This is a genomic window from Ruminiclostridium papyrosolvens C7 (assembly GCF_000421965.1).
In the GTDB taxonomy this organism is placed as follows: Bacteria; Bacillota; Clostridia; order Acetivibrionales; family DSM-1351; genus Ruminiclostridium; species Ruminiclostridium papyrosolvens_A.
This window is the reverse complement of sequence record NZ_ATAY01000028.1, coordinates 1-24,480: the sequence shown is the minus strand read 5'-3', so window position 1 is coordinate 24,480 and position 24,480 is coordinate 1. Positions and strand designations below refer to the sequence as shown.

Sequence of the window (24,480 nt, the reverse complement as noted above, 5' to 3'; positions counted from 1 at the left end):
ATGCTTTTCAAATATAATATAGCTCACTGTAGGATTATATGTCAATGACCGGCGGATAATCATTAATTACAAGTAACGGAATATAATTAAATAAGGGGGAGCATATCATATGGCGGTTAAAATCGATATAGTCTCGGGTTTTCTTGGCGCAGGAAAGACAACGTTAATAAAGAAGCTTCTGAAAGAAAAATTAGCCTCAGAAAAAGTTGTTATTATTGAAAATGAGTTTGGTGAAATAGGAATTGACGGTGGAATTCTAAGGGATTCAGGCATAGAGATAAAAGAAATCAATTCTGGCTGTATTTGTTGTTCACTAGTAGGGGATTTTTCTTCGGCTCTCAAGGAGGTTCTGCGGAAATATACTCCTGACAGGATTATTATTGAACCCTCCGGTGTAGGCAAACTTTCAGGGGTTCTGGAGGCCTGCGGTAAGATGGAAAATCAGGCAGATGTTGCTGTGAATATGTGTATAGCAGTTGTGGATGCAATGAAGTATATAATTTATGTAAACAACTTTGGAGAATTTTTTCAAGACCAGATAAAAAATGCAAAGACCGTAATTTTAAGCAGAACACAAACGATGGGTAAGGAAAAACTTTCCAAAGTTGTAAATGATATTCAGAAACGTAATCCGGAAGCCAATATTGTAACAACCGATTGGTCAGAATTAAAGGGTGAGGATATTATTTCTCTTGCAGAACAGGGCGGAGTCATAAACATGGGGAATTCACCTGAAAACAGGCTGCACAGTCATACAGGGGCCGATAAAACGTTTCAAAGCTGGGGCGTTGAGACGCCAAAACTTTATACCGATGAAGCTATACGCAGCATACTAAAGTCCCTTTCAGATAAATCCTTGTATGGAAATATACTTAGGTCAAAAGGAATAATTCCCTTACAGAAAAACAGCTGGGTACAGTTTGATTTTGTACCGGGAGAAATCAGGATTAAGCCTTGCTTGCCGGACTATACGGGACGTATTTGCGTTATCGGCGAAAAACTCAACACCGGAGAATTAAAAAAACTTTTTACGGGAGTTTAATGTGAGTATACAATTAAGTATAATTGGAGGATTCCTTGAAGCCGGCAAGACCACATTCATACAAAATCTATTAAAAAGTCAGCATTGCACAAATAGTAAAAAAACCGTATTAATATGCTGTGAACAGGGATTTGAGGAATACCGGGAAAGTATACTAAAGAGATACAATACCATTCGTATTAATGTAAACGATATACATATGCTTGACAGAAGCTTTATAAGTTCAATTATTGAGGAACATGACCCGGCCCGGATTTTTATAGAATATAACGGAACATGGCCTATAGGAGAATTTTTAAGGATAAGGCTGCCTTCAGACTGTCATATATACAATATATTTTTCATTGCGAATGCTTCCAACTTTGTATTGTACCTGAACAATATGAAGTCAATAATGACGGAGCAGATTTCGAACAGTGATATTGTTATCTTAAACCGGGACAAATCCTTGGATTCGGTGGAGAAAACAAATATCAAAAGAGCCATAAAGGCTGTAAACAGTAAGGCGCAAGCTGTATATTTTAAAAATGATTATAAAATCCTACAAAATAATAATAAAGATTTCAGTGCTTTTTTATTAGTGGCGCTATTGTTTGTATTATACTTGGTTTTTATATCAGTTAAAAATACAGGTTCTGCTTTTATAACCATTTTTCTCAGTATTCTGATTCAAGCCCTTCCATTCATATTAATAGGTATATTTATTTCATCCTTCCTACAAGTATTTGTTTCTGACGAAAAAATAGTTAAAGTGTTTAGCCGTTTTAAGTGGGCGGGTTTCCCAGCAGCTGTGGTTCTGGGAGTTTTCTTTCCTGTATGCGATTGTGCAATGGCCCCCATATGTTCAAGACTTGCCGGAAAGGGAGTTCCCCTACACTATGTGTTGACATTTTTGTTAAGTGCACCTGTTGTAAATCCTGTAGTAATTATGTCTACATACTATGCCTTTCCCAATAAACCGGAAGTTGTATTAATGAGAGTAGGACTAGGGGTTATGATAGCACTGTCGGTGGGATTTATAGTGAAATTTGCAGGGGTTACAAAAGAATATGCCGTAAATGAGACGGTTCTGGAAACACCGTGTGCAGGCGGTTATATAGGGGATTTTTCACAAGAGGGATTTATAGGAAAACTGGGGATGCTTATAAGACATGCAGGAATGGAATTTTTCAATGTGGGTAGCTACATAGTTGTAGGAGCATTTGTAACCTCACTTATACAGATGTTTTTATCCAGAGAGCTGTTTTCGGCAACGGGGATAAGTCGATACGTGGAACTCCTGGTAATGTTGGGGGCAGCTGTATTTATGTCCGTATGTTCAACTTCCAATGCATTTATTGCGAGGGGGTTTTCCTACAGCTTTCCAATGTATGGGGTAGTCTGTTATATGGTAATGGGGCCCATGCTTGATTTGAAAAATATCATGATGCTCTCAGCTGGTTTCAAAAAGAGATTTCTCATAGAGCTGATTTTAATACTCATAGTTATTGCGGTTTTTATTTTCTCAATAGCAGCAGCATTTTTTAGCTGACGGGAGAGGGATTGGTAATATTATGAAAAAAGTAAACGGAGAGGTTCTTGCACAGATAACAATTTTACTATTAATTGCGGCTTTACTCACCTATGCTGTTATTACAGACAAAATTAAGTATTATGTTAACATACACATAGTAAAATACATCTGGTTTTCTGTAACGGGAGTTATAATTATTGCAATATCCTTGTCGCCGGGTTTGTTCAAGCCAAAACGCAGAAATCACATACTCCCTTGTGTTATTCTTGCTATCCCTCTACTTGCAGGCATTATAACCCCGGCAGTTCCTGCTGACAGCTTCGGTATCAAGGCTAATATCGGGCAAATACAACATGGAGGAGATAGAGATTTGTCTGAAGCGCATTTGAAGAATGACAACGATATAGTTTATATAAGCGATGAAGAATATTTAAAATGGTACACTGATGCTTGTGAAAATCCAGACAAATACAACAATAAGACAGTGAGAGTCAAAGGTGCTGTGTTGCGGATGGACGGGTTTGGCAGTAATGAATTTGTTCCAGCCCGGATGTCTATGGTGTGCTGTGCCGCAGACCTTGTACCATATGGCTTTATGTGCAAATATGAGGATGCTGAAATGTTGAAATACGGTGAGTGGGTTTACGTTACAGCCAGAATAAAAATAGAGTACGAGCCCCATATGAAAAAGGAAATGCCCGTACTCTATGCGGTATCAGTTATTCCTGCACACAAGCCGGAAAATGAACTGGTTTCTCCCTATTAGTAATTGGCATAAAATTATTCATGGCAAATGCCAAAATACTACATATTAATACAAAAAATAACATAATCTCATTGACAATCTAAGTTAATTGCTATATTATGGAAATAAATAACATATATTTTTGTTGTTACCAAGGCTACTTAACCATAAATGTTTCAGAAGTCAAATCGGTCTAAACCCGTTTGAAATCTAAAATTTAATGAGGTGGAAATATGAATAAATGTGATTTAAAAGATCTTAACTTCTTTAAGTTTAGTGACGGAAAAGATGATTTTGTTTCACTGCAGCTCAACTGCATGGAATCTTCGATTTACAACATACTAAAAAACAGTGTCAGCATAGACAAAAACGTAATTACATCTCTTTTTATTAGAGATATAAATCCTGCTCTTTGGCTTCACAACTCAGATGATATTTTACGGATAAATAATCAAAGTAAGAATTTAACGTCACTTTGGAGTAAATATGTAAAGCTGAATGAGTATGTTAAAATTCAGGAAAAGGATTCCATAGACTTTCTGAAGGAGCTTCTTGATGAAGGCCATATGGTTATACTTCAAACTGTCTTCGAAAAGATGAAATTCTATCACAAATATGATTCCAACTTTGATGTAAGCACATATTTTCAGGGACCTCAGAACCATGTGAATATTCTGCTCCATTACGAGGATGACAAGATATATTTTGCTGAGAAGGCTCCCTTTTCAGTAAACAAGAATAATTACGTTACATATGATTTGAACAGTCAGATTGGGGTGGCACCCATAAGCGAACTTGCTGAGGCCTGTAGCCACTTTCTGAGATGTTACACTCTGGAAATCAATGAAACCGAGTTGTATAAGTGCAGTACAATGAAAGAAGAAATTACAGGCTTTATAAAAACTATGGGAGACAATTATTTTAAGGGAAGCAATAATGATTTGTACGGATATACAATTTATTATGGAATAGATGCTTTACATAAATTTATTCAATTATGTGATGAGGAGTACAATCTTAAAAACTATTTTCAGACAGTGGGCTGGAAGCAAAGAGATAGACTCACCTTCGATTTCTGGATGCTGTACGGAGCAAGAAAAATTCTTCTTGAGTACTTAAAGCAGGCCAACAATGATAACTCCGTGAGATTTGAGGAACTTTTGGGTACCCTCAGAGAATCCATTTCCAGATGGACCATTTTAGAAAAGCACATGAATAAAATACTTCAGTCCAAAGTTAATAACCTTAATAACAAAACTGCTGCAATGATTAAGGATTTAATTGAATTGGAATCTAATTTACATATTATGTTAACAAAGTACTTTAGTACTGCTGCAACCAGAACTGGCAAAACTAAATAAATTATAGTAAAATATAATCAACCACTAAAGATAAATGGTACTGACAGTTTTTATGAGAGGTGAGATTATGAAAAGCAGCATATCCATGAAGAATATCGCCAGGGAATTAAATGTCAGCATTGTCACAGTTTCTAAAGCACTGAATGATAAAGACGGTGTCAGTGAAGAATTAAAGCAAAAAATAAAAGATTTAGCCGATAAAATGGGGTACAGGTACAATATGATGGCAAAATCCATGAGAGATGGTTTGTCATACAATATAGGAGTAATCATCCCTGAACAATTTCTGGGGGATGACAAGTCATATTATTTCAGTGTTTTCAAACACCTATCTCAGATAATGGAGAGGTACCAGTATTGCGCAATACTTCAGGTATTAAACTCGGGGGATGAGCACAATGTTATACTACCTAAGTTTTATTATGACAAAAAGGTAGACGGACTTATTGTTCTGGGACAGGTGAATAAAGCTTATATAAAGGCTCTGAAGAATATTGAAATACCCGCTATTTTTCTGGACTTTTACGATGAAAGTACAAATGTTGATTCTATAACAGTGGACAATTATTCAGGAGCTTATGAATTAACAAATTACCTTATAAAAAACGGACATGTTAATATAGCATTTGTCGGCGATATATATGCAACCAGCAGTATTCAGGACAGATATCTGGGTATGTGCAAATCTCTTTTGGAACATGGTATAAAATTGAGAGAAGATTATGTGATATGCGACAGGGACCAGCATGGAAAGTATATTGAGCTAAAATTTCCCAAAGATATGCCTACTGCTTTTGTGTGCAACTGTGACGGTATAGCATATAACCTCATAATAAAGCTGAAGGAAATGGGCTATAGTGTACCGGAGGATTTTTCCGTAGTCGGGTTTGATAACGATATATATGCCACAATATCTGAACCTCAAATTACAACAGTAGAGGTGGATGTAGAGGAAATGGCGGGAACAGCAGTCAAATCCATACTTGGCAAGGTAAAGAAAGAGAACAAAAGCCAAGGCAGATCCACCATAAAGGGAAGGATTGTATACAGGGAATCAGTTAAAAAAATTTAACCGGCAAAAATAAAATAAAAAATTGCATGGGTATTCCATGTGATTTTTTTATTTTTTATAGAATATGAAACTTAACGTTAACCTAATGTCCTGAGTCTGAAAAGATTTAGGATAGTTGATTTAATTGAATTATTTGGTATAGAATAATAAATAAAATGAAAGCCGGAAGGAACTTATATGCAAATACTTGTAGATGCAGATGCATGCCCGGTAAAGAATATAATCATCAGGATTGCAAAGGAATATGGCATTCCAGTTATCATGATTATTGATACCAGTCACCAACTAAATGATGGATATAGTACGGTAATTACCGTAGACAAGGCACGTGACAGTGTTGACATAAAGCTTATCAATATGCTCCAAAAGAACGATATTGTGGTCACTCAGGACTATGGTGTAGCTGCTATGGGACTGGGTAAAGGCGCAAAAGTTCTGAATCAGAATGGCTTGATATACTCGGACAATAATATCGACAGATTGTTATTTGAAAGACATTTGGGACAAAAAATCAGGAGGGCGGGAGGAAGAACCGGCACTATAAGAAAAAGGTCAAAGGAGAATGATGAAGCCTTTGAAAAAGCACTCCTGATGCTCATAAAATCAGAGTCTGAAAGCACGCAGGATTTTAATATATAGGATAATGGAGGGGTTAAAAATGGATAAAAATACAAAGGCTATTTTAGACAAAAGAATTAAGAAAACCATGGAAAATCTGAAAGCCAATAACATGCAACCTTATTATGTAGAAACTGTAAAGGATGTTGCAGGGAAGGTAGCTGAATTGCTTAAAGAGGGAGATACGGTTGCAGTGGGCGGTTCTATGAGCTTATTTGAAGCAGGAATTATAGATTTGCTTCGTTCGGGTAAATACACCCTTCTAGACCGCTATGAAAAGGGATTATCCCGGGAACAGATGCGACAAATTTTTAGAAAATCATTTTTTGCTGATGTGTATCTAAGTAGTTCGAATGCCATTACGGAAAATGGGGAACTATACAATGTAGACGGTAATTCCAATAGGGTAGCTGCTATATGTTACGGTCCGGAATCAGTAATAATTGTGGTGGGTATAAATAAAATAGTAGGAAATCTGGATGATGCAGTTAAAAGGGTAAAAACCATGGCAGCTCCGGCAAACGCCACTCGACTTGATTATACCTCCTATTGTTCGGAAAAAGGAGAGTGCATGGGACTGGCTTCCGGGAATTCCTGTATGACAAGTGGATGCGGCGGGCAAAACAGAATATGCTGCAATTATGTTGTCAGTGCATACCAGAACCAAAAGGACAGGATTAAGGTAATAATAGTTGGAGAGGAACTGGGCTATTAATAGGTTTCAATTGTAGAGGGAGGCTGTATGATTGTATCAACCCTGAGAATAAAGCTTTATGCACCTATGTGCCATTCGCTCAAGGACAAGCGTATGATAGTTAAAAGTATCGTGCAAAGGGCCAGAAACAAATTTAACATTTCCATAGCTGAAACAGAGGAGCAGGATTTATATCAGACTATTGTAATAGGTATGGCCTGTGTGTCTACAGGCAGAGCACAGGCAAATGCTGTTCTGAATGAAGTCATGAAATTTATAGAGGCAAATACAGAAGCAGAAATAACTGATGTTTTATTTGAGGACAGATAAATATACAAAAGGAGTGGTTGCAATGATTGAAGCAAATATGAGTATCTCGGAGATATGGCTTGCGGGAGGATGCTTCTGGGGAGTTCAGGCTTTTTTGTCGAGACTTCCGGGAGTAATCCATACGGAGGTTGGATATGCAAACGGAAACACTGAAAACCCTACCTATGAAGATGTTTGCAGAAGGTCAACAGGCCATGCTGAAACTGTTTATGTAAAGTTTGATACAACTAAAATTTCCATTGAAAAGCTGCTGGATTACTTTTTCAAAATTATAGACCCAACCTTGCTGAACAGACAGGGAAACGATATAGGTTCACAGTACCGTACAGGTATTTATTATAAGAATTCCGACGACAGAGAAGTTATAGAAAGCTACCTCAACAGCAAACAGCAGTTGTACAAAGGAAAAATCCTGACAGAGGTTCTTCCTCTTGATAATTTTTATAAAGCAGAGGATTATCATCAGGAGTATCTTGATAAAAATCCTCATGGGTACTGTCACATTGACTTGTCCATACTTAATGACATTGGAAAGGAATGAACTATGGCATACGATATAAGGCCTATTAATCTGCAAGAGGTCAGGGATTTATACATAAACATAGTAAATGACTTTGCTCCGGGAGAGTATCCGCCCTATAAAGTTTTATACAATCAGCTTGAGAAAGACATTCAAAAGGGTTTTGTGCTTGTAAATGACGAGAAAGCTGTTGCATACTCAATTTGTACCGGAGACAGTACAAATTCTTTAGTTCTAATAAGCTTATTGGCAGTTTATAAGGAATATAGGGGAAAAGGATTCGGCTCAAAATTCATTGAAATGTTAAAAAACAGATATTGCGGTGAGAGAAGTATTATTGTTGAGGTTGAAAAGCCGGAGGATGCTTTGGAACAGAAAGAACGCAATATAAGGGAAAACAGGATAAAATTCTATGAAAAAGCCGGCTTCATACTGCTGCCGGATATTGAATATTCTATATGGGATATTCCTATGTATCTGATGATTTTACCGAAGGAAACTCTACAGATTAATACAAATTCCATCAGCGGTTTAAATGAAACAATTGAGAAGGGTATGGGGGATATTTATCTTAAACTTCTGGGTGAAAAATTCTTTCATAAGATGGAACTGAAAATAAAAAACAAGTCAGGGCTTTAGGGGGTATATTTTAAAGCCCTGACTTGTCATTAGAAATTGATTGCTACTGTTTAGCTTCAGTAAATGTAAGTTTGAGAGTTACTTGCTGGCTGCTTCTGGAAACGACTACGTCTACAGTATCACCGGCTTTATGCAGTTTCTTAATTGCATCGATATCTGCATTCGTTTTAACTTGTTTACCGTCTACCTTAATAATAATGTCCTTTGCTTTGATACCGGCATTTGCAGCGGCTCCGCCCGGAGTCACCTCCACTACGTAGAGTCCTACAGGAATTCCATACATTTGAGAGTATTGCTCAGGAACTTCCTGAGTTGAAATTCCTATCAAAGGCTTTCCTTTAACGTATCCATAGGTTTTTAGCTGTTCAATTATCGGTTTTGCTGTGTCCATTGGTATCGCAAAGCCAAGGCCTTCAACACCACTTTCAGATATCTTGGCCGAATTTATACCAATTACCTGTCCTTTTGAATTTACAAGGGCACCGCCGCTATTGCCGGGATTTATTGCAGCGTCTGTCTGGAAAAGATCCATAGGCCCGTTACCTGTATCAACCTGCCTGTTTAGTGCACTTATTACACCAACGGTTACAGAGCCGGCGAACTCCATTCCAAGTGGGTTTCCAATGGCTACAGCAGTTTCTCCGACTTCTACTTGGGAGGAGCTGCCAAGTTCTGCAACAGGAAGGTTAGTAAGATTTATCTTTATAACAGCAAGATCGTTATCCTCATCACCGCCTATAAATGTAGCTTTTGCTTGTCTTTTATCAGGTAAATACACTGTAAGTGTAGTGTTTTTTGCTCCGCTCTTAGGGTCTGCGTATGATACAACATGGTAATTTGTCATTATATATCCGTCTGAACTGATTATTATACCTGAACCTTCAGAACTGGAGTTGGATGGTGTTCCAAAACCGTAGAATCCCGAAGAACGACTGTTTTGAACGCTCATTGTTACACCTACAATTGAGGGGCCGACTTTCTTTGCTATTTCGGAAATACTCATGTCTCCCGCCGAAGTATTTAGAAGAGTGGCAGCTTTGAGTGATTCGGCTGAGGATGAAGTAAGGGTTCCTACAGTGGAGTCTGTATTGCTTTTTGCTGAGAGCGCAACCGTTTTCTGAAGATCTCCCACCTGTCTGTCAAGTTCCTTTGAAAACTTGTAGTACATTCCGCCACCAACTGCTGCCCCGGTAACCATTGAGGTTATAAGTACAAGTGATAAATAGGTAGTAAACTTATGTTTTTTTCTTTTAGGGGTTATTGTTATAATTTGGTTGTTATCAAAGTTTGAATTATTATAGTATTCATTGTTCCAATCATCATTATTGTTATACATAATTGAGTCCTCCTATCGTTTAAAATTTCATTAAGTTATCTTATGTTTATATAATAGCTGTAAATTATGTATTTTTTACGAAGAAAAAGTTAATAAACTGTTATGATTTTTAAAACAAAATGTTAACATGACATAAAAGTAATAGTGCAATTCCTGTCTGCCAGGGTAACCGTAAGCCGGGTATTTTCCAGCAAACGATTTTACCCCGGTAAACATGGGATACCTGATATTGACGTTTACTCGATGTTTTTGGGGATATATTTTTCGTTGACGAATGTAAAGTCACAAGGGATAGCTTCTGCGAAGAGTTCAAATAATGATTTACTGGCTGAATCATCAATATCTACTAGTACGTGTTCGTCCAGAAGGGCGATAACTTTACCGTAGCCGATTAGCTTGTCATCTCGGGTTATTGCCAATTGGTCGCCCTGCTGAATAAATTCCTTTTTTTCACATTGAATTATCATATGGTCACCTGACCTTATACAAAATTTACTCACTTCCATATAATAATATTAGATGTAATTGATTTGAAGAACATATATATTGTATTTGCAAATTGTAAATGAGTACGAAAGTGGCATTAATATTTATACCCTTGCAGAGAATTGTTTATTCAATATTTGGGTTATGGGAAATATATAATTTCACCAATAAAGAAGCTCTTCATATTATATATTAGCAGTTCAAAATATTGAAAAAAGGGGTAGACTTAATGCTGTATTCAAACAATTCAGGTTCGTTTCCAAACGATATCGGAAACGTAGTTGCCAGTGCCTACGGTGACGTGAACGGAGACAGGATTGCCGATTATGTATATCTCACAGCTGTAAAAACACCTGACAGCAATTTTTTGCGGGATATTACATTAGTCATAAAGGATGGAAGAACGGGTATTAAGCAGAATTCCAAGCTTCCTTCAGATGCAGGCTATTCCCCGAGGCTGTTTCTGGGGGATTTCACCGGAGATAGAATTAATGATATATTAGTAGGAATTAATTCAGGCGGAAGCGGCGGCATAATGTTTTATTACGTTTTTTCTGATGTTAATAACCGCCTTGCAATGATATTCAATTATGAAGATTTTAATAATAAATACCAATACAAAGTAAACTATCTGAATTATTACAAGGTGTCAGTTCAAAGCTTGGCAGAGAAAACTACGTACATACTGGATATAACATATAAAGGCAGAGAGTATCTAAGTGATATTTACACTAACGAGGGAATTCTCAAAGCACCCATTGAAGGCTGGGTTGACCCCCTAAGCGGATTATATCCGGTCGATTTTGACGGTAACGGAGTATATGAGCTTTTGGGTTATCAGAAAATAGCAGGACGGTATCATGCGGATTCTCTGGGGTACGTACAGAGTATATTGAAGTTCCAAAACATGAAGTTTGAACTTTCAAGCCAATACGTAGCTATTTTTGGATCTCAGGAGTAAAAGTGTACAATAAAATTAATTGATTAAATAAAAATTTTAAATAATTTATACATATACAAATAGAACTATTTCCTATAAAATTTGTATTGTTGAAAACAATCAATTCTGGTCGGCGGATTATTCCGCCGGCCGGTCTTAAAATATATTCCTCCTGAAAAATAGATCCCTTATACCTTGTGGTTTAAGGGTTTTTTACTGCCCTTTTGCGACTATTTAACGGTGTTTATATTTTTAAAAAAAAATATAAAACTTCCTATTGACACATGTCCTGTTTCTTATGTATAATGTAAAAGCACGTTAGAGAACGGGCGACATAAAAATGGCGGCGTAGCTCAGTTGGCCAGAGCATCCGGTTCATACCCGGCAGGTCGTAGGTTCAAATCCCACCGCCGCTACCATTTTAAGCGATAGTAACTATCGCTTATTTTATGGCCCATTGGTCAAGCGGTTAAGACACCGCCCTTTCACGGCGATAACAGGGGTTCGATTCCCCTATGGGTCACCAATCGGGAGCTTAGCTCAGCTGGGAGAGCATCTGCCTTACAAGCAGAGGGTCATAGGTTCGAGCCCTATAGTTCCCACCAAAAAGACTGCATTATATGCAGTCTTTTTTTATATACTCCTAAAGCCTTTACCTATGGTTTCGGAAGTATTGCTTATGGTTATAAATGCAGAGTCGTCTATACTGCGTATATAGTTTCGGAGCTTTATAGCCTGTCTTCTGTTGAGAACTGTAGAAATTACATCCTCAGTCTTGTGGCTGAATGCGCCCTCGGCTTTATATATAGTAGCTCCCCTGTTAAGCTGGCTTACAATATATTCCTTTATCTCATCCGATTTGGAACTGATAATAACAAATTGCTTGCTAACGTTGAACCCTTCCATTACAAGGTCAATAACAAAAGCTTTAAGCGAAAGACCCAAAATAGAATACATTCCTATTTTTATTCCAAAGACCGCTCCAGCTCCGGCTGCAATGAGAAAATCAGTCAGTAGCAGTGTTTTTCCGATGTTCAGGTTTGTATGTTTGCTGAGTATCTTGGCTACAATGTCTGTTCCTCCTGTAGAGGCATTGAGATTGAAAACAAGGGCAGAGCCTATGGCAGGAAAAATAATTGAGAAGATTAGTTCAAGCATCATATCGTCAGTCAGAGAATGCTTTAACGGATACATTTTTTGGATAGCCCATACGATTCCTGAAAGGGCAAAGCTGGAATACATTGTTTTTGAGCCAAAATCCCGGCCTAGAAAAATGAATCCTACAATGAGCAGGACTATATTTATTATAAGCATCATCGGGCCTACGTCTATGTCTTTAAAAAAACTGCTGGCTATTATTGCAAGTCCGCTTACTCCACCTGTTGCGAAATTGTTGGGTATTTTAAAAAAACAAATACCTATACCTACCAGAAGCAATCCTACATTAATTAAAATGAAATCCATAATATGTTTCTTCATTATATATCACAGCCCCTATAGCAATATTAATGTACCCAATATATAATATTATTCTTCACAATATTAATAGTCAATCATTCGGGCCTTACTGTAATTTTTATGGCATTTGGTATATACTCTTGAATATAATGAGACTTTTATATATAAAATACTAATTTTCATTATTATATGGAGGATTATACTATTATGACTGATGAAACTTATGCTCTCTTATGTGATTTCTATGAGCTTACGATGAGCAACGGATATTTTCTCAATGGTTTTGCCGACAAAGTTGCATACTTTGATGTTTTTTTCAGAAAAGTACCTGATGGAGGCGGTTTTGCTATCGCTGCCGGTCTTGAACAGGTGATTGAATATATTCAAAACCTGCATTTTTCAAAAGATGATATAAAATACCTGAAAGACCTCAATATGTTTTCAGATAGCTTCTTGGAGTATCTTTCAAACTTCAGGTTCACCGGAGACATATTTGCAGTTCCCGAGGGAACACCTGTTTTTCCCAATGAACCGATTATAACCGTAAAAGCGCCGGTTATTGAAGCCCAGCTTATTGAGACTTTTATACTTCTTTCAATTAATCATCAATCCCTTATTGCTACCAAGGCTAACCGTATAGTTAGGGCAGCCAGAGGCAGAACAGTTCTGGAATTCGGCTCCAGAAGGGCACAAGGGGCAGATGGAGCCGTACTTGGAGCGAGGGCTGCCTTCATTGCAGGTTGCGAAGGCACCGCATGTGCTATGACAGACAAACTCTACGGTGTACCCGCAGGCGGAACAATGGCTCATTCATGGATTCAAATGTTTGATAGCGAATATGAGGCGTTTAAGACCTATTGTGAACTGTACCCCAATAACACCACGCTTCTGGTTGACACATATAATGTGCTTAAAAGCGGCGTTCCTAATGCTATACGTACAATTAAGGAAGTCCTCATTCCTCGAGGCATTACAAAATGTGCAATACGTCTGGATAGCGGGGACATGACATATTTGTCAAAAAAGGCCAGAGAAATGCTTGATAATGCAGGACTTACAGAATGTAAAATAGTAGCCTCAAATGCTCTTGATGAATATATAATAAGTGATTTGATTTCACAGGGGGCATGTATTGATATTTTTGGGGTAGGAGAACGGCTGATAACTTCAAAAAGTGAACCTGTATTCGGCGGTGTTTACAAGCTGTGTGCTATTGAAAATGAAAATGGTGAAATTATTCCAAAGATAAAACTGAGTGAAAATGTTACTAAGATAACCAATCCCCATTTTAAAAGAGTATATCGCCTGTTTGAAAATGAAACCGGCAAAGCTATTGCAGACCAACTTTGTGTATACGATGAAACAATAGACCAAACAAAGGAACTGGAGCTTTTTGATCCTGATGCTACATGGAAGCGTAAGACTATTTCTGATTTTACAGCAAGGGAACTTTTGGTACGCATATTTATAGGGGGCAAAAAAGTGTATGATGTTCCGACAATCCGGGAAACCAGAAAATACTGCAAGGAGCAAATTGAATCCCTTTGGGACGAAGTAAAGCGTTTTGAGTTCCCTCATGAATATTATGTAGACTTATCTCAAAGACTTTGGGATATTAAACATAAACTTATTGAAGAGAACAGATAGAAGTTTTCGACATGAATGACATAAAAGGTAATTATTTACATTTTACTTAAAGTTATTCTTAGGAAAATATACTTTAATTAATGTTATAAAAGTAAGATATTTTGAAATTAACTGTCTAAAATATCTTATTTCCTAAGTACCAAAAGTGACAAATATTTTTATACTCCTGCCTTATAATCAATCCTACGTGCTGTAACCGGGCAATCACACAGAAGATAAAAGGCGGGGGGTCACTAGATAAATGAAAACAGAAACACTTCCATACAATAATTTAGGTGAATTCGGAGAGAAACTTCACAAAAACAGCAGTTCAAAAGCAGCAGCACTGCTTGACTATTTGAACAGAGCAAATAAATTAAATCTGATTGTAATTCCGGCATCATTTCTGCTGGGCAGGATATCCCTGATGGGCGGTTTGATGCCTTTTGGCATAGCTTTGTATGCGGCAACTCTGGGTTTGAATTTAAGCAGGGTTTTGATTGCACTCGCAATAATCGCAGGTATGCTGACTTCGGGAGCTACAGTCCAGATATATATTGCCGCAGTGTCTATGTTGCTGTTTAATGCCATGAATATTCCCTTCAAAAAAAGCGTAGGCTCGTCCCTGCGAACGGCTATAACTGCTTCCGCAGGTGTTCTTATACCTGAAATGCTTATTACATGTTTTCAGGGCTTTCTTTTATATGATGTTTTAAAATCCCTTCTGAACGGATTCCTGATTTTTGCACTTGCATTTGTTTTTAAAAATGTACTTGACGTAATAGGCAGCACGACTAAGAGACATGTTCTTACTAACGAAGAGGTCTTAAGTATAGCTATAGCCTGTGCACTTTCTGTTGGAGGGCTGGGAACATGGGCTGTACTTGGGGTTAGCCTGAGAAATATTCTTTGTATTCTTACAATTTTAGTATTCAGCTATAGAACCGGGGCAGGAAACGGAGCAGCCATAGGTGTAATCGTTGGAACGGTAATAAGTATTTCGTCGAATTCTTCACCACTTATGGTTTCTTCATATGCTTTTTGCGGTTTACTTTCAGGAATTTTGAGAAAGATGGGGAAAGCTGGCTCATGCATGGGTGTTTTGATGGGAAATGCGGTTTTAACGTTTTATACCAACGGGTCTACGGAAGTACTTATATATCTGTATGAAATAATTGTGGCAATTATTTTGTTTATGTTAATACCGAATAAAGTAACGGATATAGTGGTAAACAAATTTAATAAAGCACTTGAAGCCAGAGGAGACAAAAAAGGCTACAGTATGCGAATTAAAGAGATTACGGTGGAAAAGCTGAACAAATTCTCAAAAGCCTTTGGAGAAATGGCAAAAACCTTTGATGAAATATCTGAAACAAAGTCAGTTACTGAAAAGCATGACATAACTGCTATTTTTGACAGAGTTGCAGACAGGGTTTGCAAGGACTGTAGTCTTTGCAGCCATTGTTGGGAGCAGAATTTCTGCAATACCTACCAGATTCTTTTTAAAATTGTAGAGAAACTTGACTGCAAAGGCTGGATAGACCAACAGGATATTCCACAGTATTTCCTGGACAGGTGCGAGCGCATAGACGATTTTGTAAAGGCTGTAAATTATACCTATGAGTTATTTAAGGTTGATATGGTTTGGCGGAGCAGAATCAGTGAAAGCAGAGGTCTGGTTTCTCAACAAATGAGGAGTATGTCCACAATTATATCCAATCTGGCAGTTGAATTGAATACGAATATTATTTTTAAGGAGGACATTGAAAACAATATACTTCTGGAGCTTACCAAAAAAGGCTTACGCAATGTTGAAGCAATTGTATATGAGAACAAAAACGGCAACTATGAAATCTCATTATCATATAAAGGCTGCGGAGGAAAAAGAAGCTGTATAGGCTGTGTAGAAAAAGTTGTGTCTGATGTCATAGGCTGCAGGATGGTGAAGAACGGAAGTGACTGCGGCCTTAATACAAAAACGGACGTCTGTAGCATAAAGCTTGTGAAGGAAGAAATATTCAAGGTAATAACGGGTGTTGCAAGAGTTGCAAAAGATGAGAAGCATGTGTCGGGAGATAATTATACATTTCTTAACAGCGGTGACGGGAAATATATTGCTGCTTTAAGTGATGGGATGGGTACAGGACACAAAGCATGTCTCCAAAGTAAGGCAACAGTCAATCTCATAGAACAATTTATGGAATCAGGGTTTGACAAAGACACAACTGTAAAACTGATAAATTCTATTCTTGTTCTTAAATCAAATGATGAATCCTTTGCTACTATTGATATTTCTGTTGTGGATTTATATGACGGAGAAGTGGAATTTGTAAAGGTGGGGGCCGCTCCTACTTTTATCAAACGTGATGACTATGTTGAGACAATAAGGGCTGCTTCTCTTCCGGCGGGAATATTGTGCAATGTTGAACTGGAACTGATTCACAAAAGCGTTAATAGCGGAGAGTATATTGTAATGGTGTCAGATGGAATCGTAGATTCCTTTAAAAGCAGCGACGATAGCATTATAGAGGTTCAAAATGTTATCTCACAAATGACAAGTAAGAATCCTCAAAAAATTGCAGATGATCTTCTGGAGGAAGCATTGAGCCGTTGTAAGGACAAAGAACCCGTAGATGACATGATGGTTATGGTTTCTAAAATTTGGAAACCATTATAGTGAATTAACATTGAATAATTATGTTAAATATTCACAAACTAACCATAAATGTTCTTTATGGAGGATACTATGTTTTATGGTAAGGAAAAAAAGGTAATCGTGCTCAGAGACATACATTCAAACCTGTTTGAGGAGGCTATTCTGGTAATGAAACAAGATGCGCAAAGCGGCGATAATGAAAAGAAACATCAAAACGAGGGAGGTTCGGTGTACAATAACAAATTTATTCTAAGGGAGGCAGAAGCAATAATAAATAATTATGTTAAGGAAAACAAGGGTAACTTGGCAACTGTACCGAAAGAAAGGCAAAGGCCGGCGTGTAAAAAACATTTAAAAAGAAAGTTTAACGAATCCCGGTTTATGAAGATTCTTATAATAAATTCTGCCCTTATCGGAAGTATTGCAGCAATAGCATATATTTTAATAGAAATATTTTAAAAATATCTTGCTATATTGATTGAACTCTGTTAAATAATATATATTATATAATGATAAATGCGTTTTGTGATAGGAGCAGAAATGAAATCGAAATACAATACAATTATTGATCTTTTTTTGCTGCAAAAAGACTTTTACTCAAAGCTTACTGATAAAAGTATGTGGCTTTACATTGGTATAGTTTTTGTAGGTTTGCGGGATGTTATTTTCTATATACTCAATCCGCAAAATCCAAAGGGTTTTTTTATAACCAATTTAAGCTTTAATTTTAAAACTGCAGCGGTTTTATTTATAACTGCGTTAATAATAGGGTTTGTAGATGTGATTTGCTTCTCATACCCTGTTTTTGACGTTATAAAGCATTTCAAAAAGAGGAGTGAAGGATATAATGCTTCTGTGGTGAATACATATTCAAGTCTTATTACAAAGGTTGTGAAGGTTTATATCCTGGCTAACATTCTATTAACTCCTATGGATATCTTAATTTACTTTAGCAGCAGATGGACGTTCTCCACTGGTTCAATGATTTTATTGTTTATAACAACTGTTATGGGAATACTGTCATATTTCTGGTTTAACGGTGCAATAGCCAGAGGACTGTGCGTGTTGTTCAGGTTATCTAACAATGTAAGAGGACTGGTGTTTGTTCTTGTATTTTGCTGGAATGCACTAATCAGTTCTGCAATCCAATATTTGCTATCACTTATTATAATGAGATTGTAGGTAGCTAAAATATGTTATAGAAACTATCCGTCTATGCTTTTAAAATTGCATAGAGGGATTTTTTTATGTAGTGGTGGTGCAATATATTACCTTATATGGAAGGTAATCGGCATGAAGATGTAGAATACTTACATTTTATAATGGAGGTATTCATAAATGACCATACAAGTTACAGCTGTTCTTGTACTTACACTTGTAATATATATTGTCGGAACGCTGGCCTACAGTGTCAGAATAGTAGGTGTAAAGACTGGGAGAATAGCAATTGCTTTTGCGATATTTAACGTGTTTGCATTGCTGTCAAGGACAGCTAACACCTTTCAGGCCCCATTGCTTGCAAAAACCATTGAAAAAAGTATTGAGGGCGGAAATACCGACGGTATGTTGCATATTTTCAGGTGGATATTACTTTCAGCTACTCTTGCAACAATTATCGGTGCAATGCTTCTGCCTACATTTATGAGAGTTTTCACAAAAGCAGTAGAATCTTTTAGTGTTTATAGGTCTGTTCCGAGACTCATTTTACATGGATTTTCAAAGTCCGGTATAGAACAGTTCAAGAGGAGTATTACTATTCCTAAAAAGGATAACCTGTCTCAACTGAAAAGTTTAAGAAAGATACCAAAGAAAATAGTATTATTAAATGTAATTACATCCTCCATATCTACAGTAGGTGTACTTGCTTCTTTATATGCCGGATGCCTTTACCCTGAATTTAGAACAACCTGCAGTACCTTGTCATCAGCAATAAATGGTGTTGCTACTATCCTTATGTTTTTGTTTATTGACCCTTATATTTCAATGATGACAGATGATGTTATCAAAGGTGAGTGTACAGAGTTGGATTTCAGCCGCTGCGTAATATTTATTGTCTGCGGACTTATAGTAGGAACCATGCTGGCTCAGCTTTTATTGGTTCCGGCAGCAATGGCTATTGCAAGTATTGCAAGGGTGATATGATATGGGGAAAAAATATATTCTTTGGGATTTTGATAACACATTAGCGTATAGGAATGGTATGTGGGGGCAGGTAATATACGACCTTCTGCGTGAATTCGGCTACAAAGATGTTACACTTAACGACATAAAACAATACTTGAATTACGGATTCCCGTGGCATTCCCCGAATACACCCCATACCGAGTTCTTTAAAGGTACTCCTTGGTGGGATCACATGACATTGCATTTTGAAAACATTCTTAGGGAAATTGGAGTTAAAGAAAATCTGTCATATAAGGTGGCAAGTCAAATCAAAGTAAGATATTTAGACGTTACACAATGGCAGCTTTATGACGATACAATACCTTGCCTGGAGAATACGAAAAATAAAGGATATCACAATATTATTGTTTCAAACCATGTGCCTGAATTAACGCTTTTAGTTGATGAATTAGGCATTAGCAGATTTTTTGAAGGTATTTATTCGTCTGCTGATATAGGTTTTGAAAAACCCAATATACAGGCATATAAAAAAGTAATGAGTGAACTTAGGGATGTTTGTGAAGCAACAATGATTGGAGACAGCTATGACGCTGATATTTTAGGGGCTGTAAATGCAGGCATAAATGCTATTTTGGTCAGAAAGGAAAATTCACATAACTATAAAAAATATTGTGAGAACTTAATGGATATTTTTGAGTTTATTTAAATGATAGATTAAACAAAGAAAAAGGGGGGTAATTAAATGGAAGTAAGTATTATTAAAGGGGAGGAAAAACACTCTGCTGATTGTATTAATGCTTTACAGAAATCAGAATTGGGGAGAGTACATTTTTCTAAGGAAAACTCAGCTTTTAAATCAGTTAATGAGGGGATTTCAAAGGGAGAGATATTTGTAGCTATTAATAAAGAAGGCTTATGTGTAGGCTTTATTTGGGTAGTTGAAAACGGGGCATTCCATAGCTTCCCTTATTTACATTTAATAGCTGTAAAAGAGGAATATCGAAATCTTGGTATAGGAAAAAAGTTACTTCAATACTTTGAAGACACAAACGCAAAAGAGTATACAAAATTATTTCTTGTAGTTGCAGACTTTAATGTTGGAGCTAAACGATTATATGAAAAGGTGGGATACCAAGAGGTCTGTATTATTCCTGATTTGTATAAAAAAGGCATAGCTGAACAACTTATGATGAAAAATATAAAAGGGGATTTATGAAAGAATGTCCTAATTGTAAAACCATACATGAAACTAATACAAGGTATTGTGAATGTGGGTATGATTTGAGATTAAATACAATCGATGATACTAAAATAAAATACCCGGTATCATCAAAAAAATTTTTAATAATAATACTTATTAATTTATTTTCTTCTGTGGTAGGAATATCCTTAACCCCTATCATTTTGATTGGGCTGTTTGGATTTTTGGTTAGTCCATCAACTGGTTCAAAAGTAATAACATCACTTATAATAGTTATCTTTCTTACAGCACTAGTAATCAGCAACTACCTTATAATAAGAAAGGTTCCAGGTAAAGGTAAAATATATCTTGCACTAACCGGTTTGACAGCATTCTTACTAGGTTTTATGCTATTATTCAATGCCTATTTTAAATAGTTTATTATAAACTTTAACTTATAGTCGAATATCAAAAGAATTCAATCTCCTTTGTTGTAAAGTGGGCTTCAATAGTCTATAATATATCAGTGGACTTTTCAATTTGTCTCGGTAGTTTAATGGATAAAGCGGTGGATTCCGGTTCCACTGATGCGGGTTCGATTCCTGTCCGGGACGCCAAGTTCAAAAATGCCAGTATCCAAAAGGGTGCTGGTGTTTTTTATACTAAATAAAGAGGCTTTGAAAAGTCACGAATCCATTTTTTGTTTTTATCCACTAGCTGCATCCTGTTATACTTTTAACGTTTGTTTTACACCAAAATGCAAAAAAAAGGCGTAGGCAATTTTTTATGCCTATGACCTTTTCTATTAATATGAGGACACTTTTTCAGTGGTCTCAAGAAATTCGATGTTATCTTTTAGAGAGTTGGATTTATACCCTATCTTACCCAAATACCCCTGCCATTAGTTCCGGCAAAGATATTAGAACCGTTTATGCAAAAAGAATAAACGTCAATATTCTCCAATCCTGAGTTCTCTGCTCTCCAGCCTTTTCCGTTGTTTTTAGAAATAAATACCTCGCCACCATAAGTTCCGGCAAAGACAGTTTTATCACTTGCTGCCAGGCAATCAATTTTTGGGTTTGTCAGACCTGAATTAACCGAGTGCCAGCTTGTTCCGTTGTCGGTAGAAAGAAAAACACCATCTTCTGGAGTTCCTGCGTAGATATTTGTGCCACTGGTAGCAAGAGAAAATATTTGAGTATTTGTCAAACCTGAATTGACCTCTTTCCAGCTTGTTCCGTTGTCGTTGGAAAGAAAAACACCATTACCAAAAGTTCCAACAAAGATATTTTTATCGATAACGGCAAGAGACCCAATATTAGGGTTTGGAAGACCTGAATTAACCGGACTCCAGCTTGTACCGTTATTAGTTGAAAGAAAAACACCACCACCCAAAGTTCCGGCAAAGATATTGGTACCACTGACGGCAAGAGAGTAGACATATTTGTTTGTCAAACCTGAACTGACTTCTCTCCAGCTTGTACCATTGTCAGTAGAAAGAAAAACGCCTCCTCCGTTAGTTCCGGCAAAGATATTGGTACCACTGACGGCAAGAGAGAAAACATAAGGGTTAGTCAAACCTGAGTTAATCTCCTTCCAACTTTTGCCACCATTGTTAGAGAAAAATACACCTGCGCCATTAGTTCCGGCAAAAATGGACGTATCTCTCTTGGTGATAGTACCAACATGGGTGTTTGTTAAACCGGAATTGACCCCTCTCCAGCTTGTACCATTATCAGTGGAAAGGAATACTCCACCACCATTGGTTCCGGCAAAAATATTCTTGTCATTGACGGCAAGAGAAAAAATATATTTGTTTGTCAACCCCGAGGTAACTGCATTCCAGCTTGTACCGTTGTTAGTAGACAGAAAAACGCCGTCATCGGTACCAGCAAAGATATTACTACCACTGCAGGCAATAGAGTAGATATGGTTGTTTGTCAAACCGGAGTTAACTGCATCCCAATTTGTGCCATTATTAGTAGAAGCAAAAACACCTCCGCCATAAGTTCCGGCAAAGATTGTTGTACCACTCACAGCGATGGAATTGATTTGTGTGGTTGTCAGACCTGAATTAACCGGACTCCAGCTTTCACCGTTGTTTGTGGAAAGAAAAATGCCGCCGTCCTCAGTCCCGGCAAAGATATTGGTGCCACATATAGCCATAGAATTGACACTAATGAATGACAACCCCGAATTGACCGCCTTCCAGTTTGCGCCATTGTCTGTGGAAAGAAAAACCCCGCTGCTGGTTCCTGCAAAAATATTTGTACCACTGGTAGCAAGAGAGAGGACAATAGTATTTTTCAAGTCTGAATTGTCCAACTCCCAGCTTACGCCGTTGTTGTTGGAAATATATACTCCGCCGTTGGTTCCGGCAATGATATTTGTGCCGCTAATAGCCAATGAATATACATTTTTACTTGTCAAACCAGAATTGACCTCATTCCAACTTTTGCCACTATTGGTTGAGTGAAAAACACCACTTCCTTCGGTACCCACGAAAATATCTTTACCATCGATTGCAAAGCAATGGATGTAACCACCGTATGGTCCGCTGGTTTGTACCCATGGTTCAGATGATGCCTGTTTGGGAATAAATAATATAATAGACACAATCAATAACAGAGCCGCGAGTGCTAGAAAAGATTTAAGTAAGGTTCGGTTAACCTTCTTCATGTTTTTCTCCTCCTTATTTATAATTAGCTATTTTGTAAAATACGTGCGTATATAATATTCAACATTACGTATAAAATCTACTAAATAATAGCAAAAATTGTTATTTGATACAAGTTTTTTGAGAAATATAGGGACTGCTACAAAAATCATTGAATAAGCAAATATATTGGGACATGATTCCGACTGCACACTAGGATTTTGAAGCTAAAATAGACATAGTCAATACAAAAGCCGCCTGTAAAAACAGGCGACTTTTGGGACTATTTCAGTTTTTAATATTGCGCGAAACCAAGCCCGCGGTTTTTCAGATTCTGAACGATAGTAGGAATAGCTGCGTTAGTTGTTGCGTATGCATCATGCATCAATGCATTACCATTAGCGTTCAGGTTGTTACAAGCGCTAACGATGGATTGTGTGCTTGCTCCGTTCCAGTCCTGAGTATCAACGTTAGGTGATACTACTGTCAAACCCAGTGCTGAACAAGCCTGTTGAATGGTGGAGTTGCTCTCAAGATAAGGCAATCTAATCTTCGTAGGAGCAGGTTTTCCAGCGTTCACGATGGCTTGATTACATTGCTGTAAGTCATTATAAACCTGTTGGTAACTCCAGCTGGTCATATGAGAATGAGTCCAGCTATGATTTTGCAGACTGAATCCTGAATTTTTATAAGCATCCCAGCCTGTTGAGTTACTGCTGATTCTGTTGCCCCATACAAATAAGGTAGCTTTGCTGGCTCCTGCATTCTTTAGAGCACTTATAAGAGTAGCTGAGTTGCTATTATTTGGGCCATCATCAAAGCAAAGATAAACATTGCCGTTAGTTCCGCCTGTATTTCCGCCTGTATTTCCACCTGTTGAGCCTGAACCTCCAAGTGTCAAAGTACCAATGTTAGCTGTACCACTAGTACATATGATATATAGATTGTGACTTCCGCTTACACTGCTTAGGTTACAACTTTGGTTTGTATAAGTATCCCAACCGCCAGTTGAGGTGAAATTCAGAGTACCAATTTGTGTTCCGTAGTAACTGTCAGTAACTACTTTGTAGCTACCGCCTTGTGCAGATGCAAGATTAAAGTTTAAGTAAGTTGCACCTGAAAGATTAACGTTGTCGAATTCTATCCAATCGCCTACGTTCCAACCACCTACAGCACCTGTCCATGAGTTTAGGCTGCTGCTGCGATTGTTGCACTGCCATGAATTAAGATTAATACCGCCAGTAGTTCCGCCAGTATCTCCACCGGTGTTTCCACCTGTATCTCCGCCAGTATTTCCGCCTGTGCTGCTGCCTTCGCTTACTGTTATGTTGGAGCTTCCGCTGCTCTGGTAGCCTTCAGTTTCAACTATCTGGTAATCGTGACTACCCATTGTCCATCCTTTGCTCTTCCAAGCATTAAAGTGGTTTGCAGTAGTTACGCTTCCGCTGGATCTCTTTGAAGTACGTACACTCCAGTATTGATAG

24 protein-coding genes and 4 tRNA genes are annotated in these 24,480 nt (G+C 37.4%); 23 read left to right on the top strand and 5 right to left on the bottom strand.

The window, feature by feature from the left end; translation table 11 throughout:
* Nucleotides 1–109: 109 nt before the first annotated feature.
* From L323_RS29360 to L323_RS29315, 10 genes are all read left to right on the top strand, one after another.
* Nucleotides 110–1,042 (top strand): CobW family GTP-binding protein, encoded by a 933-nt coding sequence (locus L323_RS29360; RefSeq protein ID WP_020815220.1) that lies wholly within the window; start codon nucleotides 110–112, stop codon nucleotides 1,040–1,042.
* Nucleotide 1,043: 1 nt separating this feature from the next.
* On the top strand, nucleotides 1,044–2,573 hold the full coding sequence (locus L323_RS29355) for a permease (protein WP_020815219.1): 1,530 nt from the start codon (nucleotides 1,044–1,046) through the stop codon (nucleotides 2,571–2,573).
* 22 nt (nucleotides 2,574–2,595) lie between these two features.
* The gene (locus tag L323_RS29350) at nucleotides 2,596–3,321 is read left to right on the top strand and encodes a TIGR03943 family putative permease subunit (RefSeq protein WP_020815218.1); all 726 of its coding nucleotides are present in this window, start codon (nucleotides 2,596–2,598) and stop codon (nucleotides 3,319–3,321) included.
* 212 nt (nucleotides 3,322–3,533) lie between these two features.
* The gene (locus tag L323_RS29345) at nucleotides 3,534–4,661 is read left to right on the top strand and encodes a hypothetical protein (RefSeq protein ID WP_020815217.1); all 1,128 of its coding nucleotides are present in this window, start codon (nucleotides 3,534–3,536) and stop codon (nucleotides 4,659–4,661) included.
* Nucleotides 4,662–4,728: 67 nt separating this feature from the next.
* Nucleotides 4,729–5,733, top strand: a complete 1,005-nt coding sequence (locus tag L323_RS29340; RefSeq protein ID WP_020815216.1) for a LacI family DNA-binding transcriptional regulator — start codon at nucleotides 4,729–4,731, stop codon at nucleotides 5,731–5,733.
* Nucleotides 5,734–5,910: 177 nt separating this feature from the next.
* The gene (locus tag L323_RS29335; RefSeq protein ID WP_020815215.1) at nucleotides 5,911–6,372 is read left to right on the top strand and encodes a YaiI/YqxD family protein; all 462 of its coding nucleotides are present in this window, start codon (nucleotides 5,911–5,913) and stop codon (nucleotides 6,370–6,372) included.
* A 19-nt stretch (nucleotides 6,373–6,391) separates the two neighbouring features.
* A complete protein-coding gene (locus L323_RS29330) occupies nucleotides 6,392–7,066 on the top strand; it encodes a lactate utilization protein (protein ID WP_020815214.1) in 675 nt (224 codons plus the stop codon).
* A 27-nt stretch (nucleotides 7,067–7,093) separates the two neighbouring features.
* The gene (locus L323_RS29325; protein WP_020815213.1) at nucleotides 7,094–7,375 is read left to right on the top strand and encodes a DUF503 domain-containing protein; all 282 of its coding nucleotides are present in this window, start codon (nucleotides 7,094–7,096) and stop codon (nucleotides 7,373–7,375) included.
* A 43-nt stretch (nucleotides 7,376–7,418) separates the two neighbouring features.
* Nucleotides 7,419–7,916: a peptide-methionine (S)-S-oxide reductase MsrA gene (gene msrA / locus L323_RS29320; RefSeq protein ID WP_347498647.1), complete on the top strand. Its 498-nt coding sequence runs from the start codon at nucleotides 7,419–7,421 to the stop codon at nucleotides 7,914–7,916.
* Nucleotides 7,917–7,919: 3 nt separating this feature from the next.
* Nucleotides 7,920–8,534 (top strand): GNAT family N-acetyltransferase, encoded by a 615-nt coding sequence (locus tag L323_RS29315; RefSeq protein WP_020815211.1) that lies wholly within the window; start codon nucleotides 7,920–7,922, stop codon nucleotides 8,532–8,534.
* Between the two features lie 43 nt (nucleotides 8,535–8,577).
* On the opposite strand, the gene L323_RS29310 is transcribed toward L323_RS29315, so the two are convergent.
* Both L323_RS29310 and L323_RS29305 read right to left on the bottom strand, forming a co-directional pair.
* Nucleotides 8,578–9,870, bottom strand: a complete 1,293-nt coding sequence (locus tag L323_RS29310) for a S1C family serine protease (RefSeq protein ID WP_020815210.1) — start codon at nucleotides 9,868–9,870, stop codon at nucleotides 8,578–8,580.
* A gap of 236 nt (nucleotides 9,871–10,106) precedes the next feature.
* Nucleotides 10,107–10,337, bottom strand: a complete 231-nt coding sequence (locus tag L323_RS29305) for a hypothetical protein (protein WP_020815209.1) — start codon at nucleotides 10,335–10,337, stop codon at nucleotides 10,107–10,109.
* Between the two features lie 248 nt (nucleotides 10,338–10,585).
* Here L323_RS29305 and L323_RS29300 point away from each other — a divergent pair, with 248 nt between their 5' ends.
* The 4 genes from L323_RS29300 to L323_RS29285 all read left to right on the top strand — a co-directional run bounded on the left by L323_RS29300 (nucleotide 10,586) and on the right by L323_RS29285 (nucleotide 11,901).
* Nucleotides 10,586–11,317: a hypothetical protein gene (locus L323_RS29300; protein WP_020815208.1), complete on the top strand. Its 732-nt coding sequence runs from the start codon at nucleotides 10,586–10,588 to the stop codon at nucleotides 11,315–11,317.
* 321 nt (nucleotides 11,318–11,638) lie between these two features.
* Nucleotides 11,639–11,715, top strand: a tRNA-Met gene (locus tag L323_RS29295).
* A 32-nt stretch (nucleotides 11,716–11,747) separates the two neighbouring features.
* Nucleotides 11,748–11,822, top strand: a tRNA-Glu gene (locus L323_RS29290).
* A gap of 3 nt (nucleotides 11,823–11,825) precedes the next feature.
* Nucleotides 11,826–11,901, top strand: a tRNA-Val gene (locus tag L323_RS29285).
* Between the two features lie 28 nt (nucleotides 11,902–11,929).
* Here the strand turns inward: L323_RS29285 and L323_RS29280 are convergent.
* A complete protein-coding gene (locus L323_RS29280) occupies nucleotides 11,930–12,775 on the bottom strand; it encodes a YitT family protein (RefSeq protein WP_020815207.1) in 846 nt (281 codons plus the stop codon).
* Between the two features lie 186 nt (nucleotides 12,776–12,961).
* On the opposite strand from L323_RS29280, the gene L323_RS29275 reads away from it, so the two are divergent.
* The 9 genes from L323_RS29275 to L323_RS29235 all read left to right on the top strand — a co-directional run bounded on the left by L323_RS29275 (nucleotide 12,962) and on the right by L323_RS29235 (nucleotide 20,957).
* Entirely contained in the window at nucleotides 12,962–14,401 is a 1,440-nt protein-coding gene (locus L323_RS29275) for a nicotinate phosphoribosyltransferase (protein WP_020815206.1), read from the top strand.
* A gap of 241 nt (nucleotides 14,402–14,642) precedes the next feature.
* A complete protein-coding gene (gene spoIIE / locus L323_RS29270; protein ID WP_020815205.1) occupies nucleotides 14,643–17,057 on the top strand; it encodes a stage II sporulation protein E in 2,415 nt (804 codons plus the stop codon).
* 69 nt (nucleotides 17,058–17,126) lie between these two features.
* On the top strand, nucleotides 17,127–17,495 hold the full coding sequence (locus L323_RS29265; protein WP_020815204.1) for a hypothetical protein: 369 nt from the start codon (nucleotides 17,127–17,129) through the stop codon (nucleotides 17,493–17,495).
* An 81-nt stretch (nucleotides 17,496–17,576) separates the two neighbouring features.
* The gene (locus L323_RS29260) at nucleotides 17,577–18,218 is read left to right on the top strand and encodes a hypothetical protein (RefSeq protein ID WP_020815203.1); all 642 of its coding nucleotides are present in this window, start codon (nucleotides 17,577–17,579) and stop codon (nucleotides 18,216–18,218) included.
* Nucleotides 18,219–18,374: 156 nt separating this feature from the next.
* A complete protein-coding gene (locus L323_RS29255; protein ID WP_020815202.1) occupies nucleotides 18,375–19,178 on the top strand; it encodes a lipid II flippase Amj family protein in 804 nt (267 codons plus the stop codon).
* Between the two features lies 1 nt (nucleotide 19,179).
* Nucleotides 19,180–19,866 carry an HAD family hydrolase gene (locus L323_RS29250; protein WP_020815201.1) on the top strand — a complete coding sequence of 229 codons (687 nt, stop codon included), beginning with the start codon at nucleotides 19,180–19,182 and terminating at the stop codon, nucleotides 19,864–19,866.
* Between the two features lie 36 nt (nucleotides 19,867–19,902).
* Nucleotides 19,903–20,376 carry a GNAT family N-acetyltransferase gene (locus L323_RS29245; RefSeq protein WP_020815200.1) on the top strand — a complete coding sequence of 158 codons (474 nt, stop codon included), beginning with the start codon at nucleotides 19,903–19,905 and terminating at the stop codon, nucleotides 20,374–20,376.
* Complete coding sequence (locus L323_RS29240; protein WP_020815199.1) at nucleotides 20,373–20,777, top strand: hypothetical protein; 405 nt, start codon at nucleotides 20,373–20,375, stop codon at nucleotides 20,775–20,777. Before L323_RS29245 ends, L323_RS29240 begins: the two co-directional genes overlap by 4 nt.
* Nucleotides 20,778–20,882: 105 nt before the next feature.
* Nucleotides 20,883–20,957: transfer RNA gene (locus L323_RS29235), tRNA-Arg, on the top strand.
* A 259-nt stretch (nucleotides 20,958–21,216) separates the two neighbouring features.
* On the opposite strand, the gene L323_RS29230 is transcribed toward L323_RS29235, so the two are convergent.
* Together L323_RS29230 and L323_RS29225 are read right to left on the bottom strand one after the other, a co-directional pair.
* Complete coding sequence (locus tag L323_RS29230; protein ID WP_020815198.1) at nucleotides 21,217–23,019, bottom strand: WD40/YVTN/BNR-like repeat-containing protein; 1,803 nt, start codon at nucleotides 23,017–23,019, stop codon at nucleotides 21,217–21,219.
* A gap of 272 nt (nucleotides 23,020–23,291) precedes the next feature.
* Nucleotides 23,292–24,480, bottom strand: a 1,189-nt coding sequence (locus tag L323_RS29225) for a polysaccharide deacetylase family protein (protein WP_020815197.1), incomplete at its 5' end; no start/stop codon positions are given.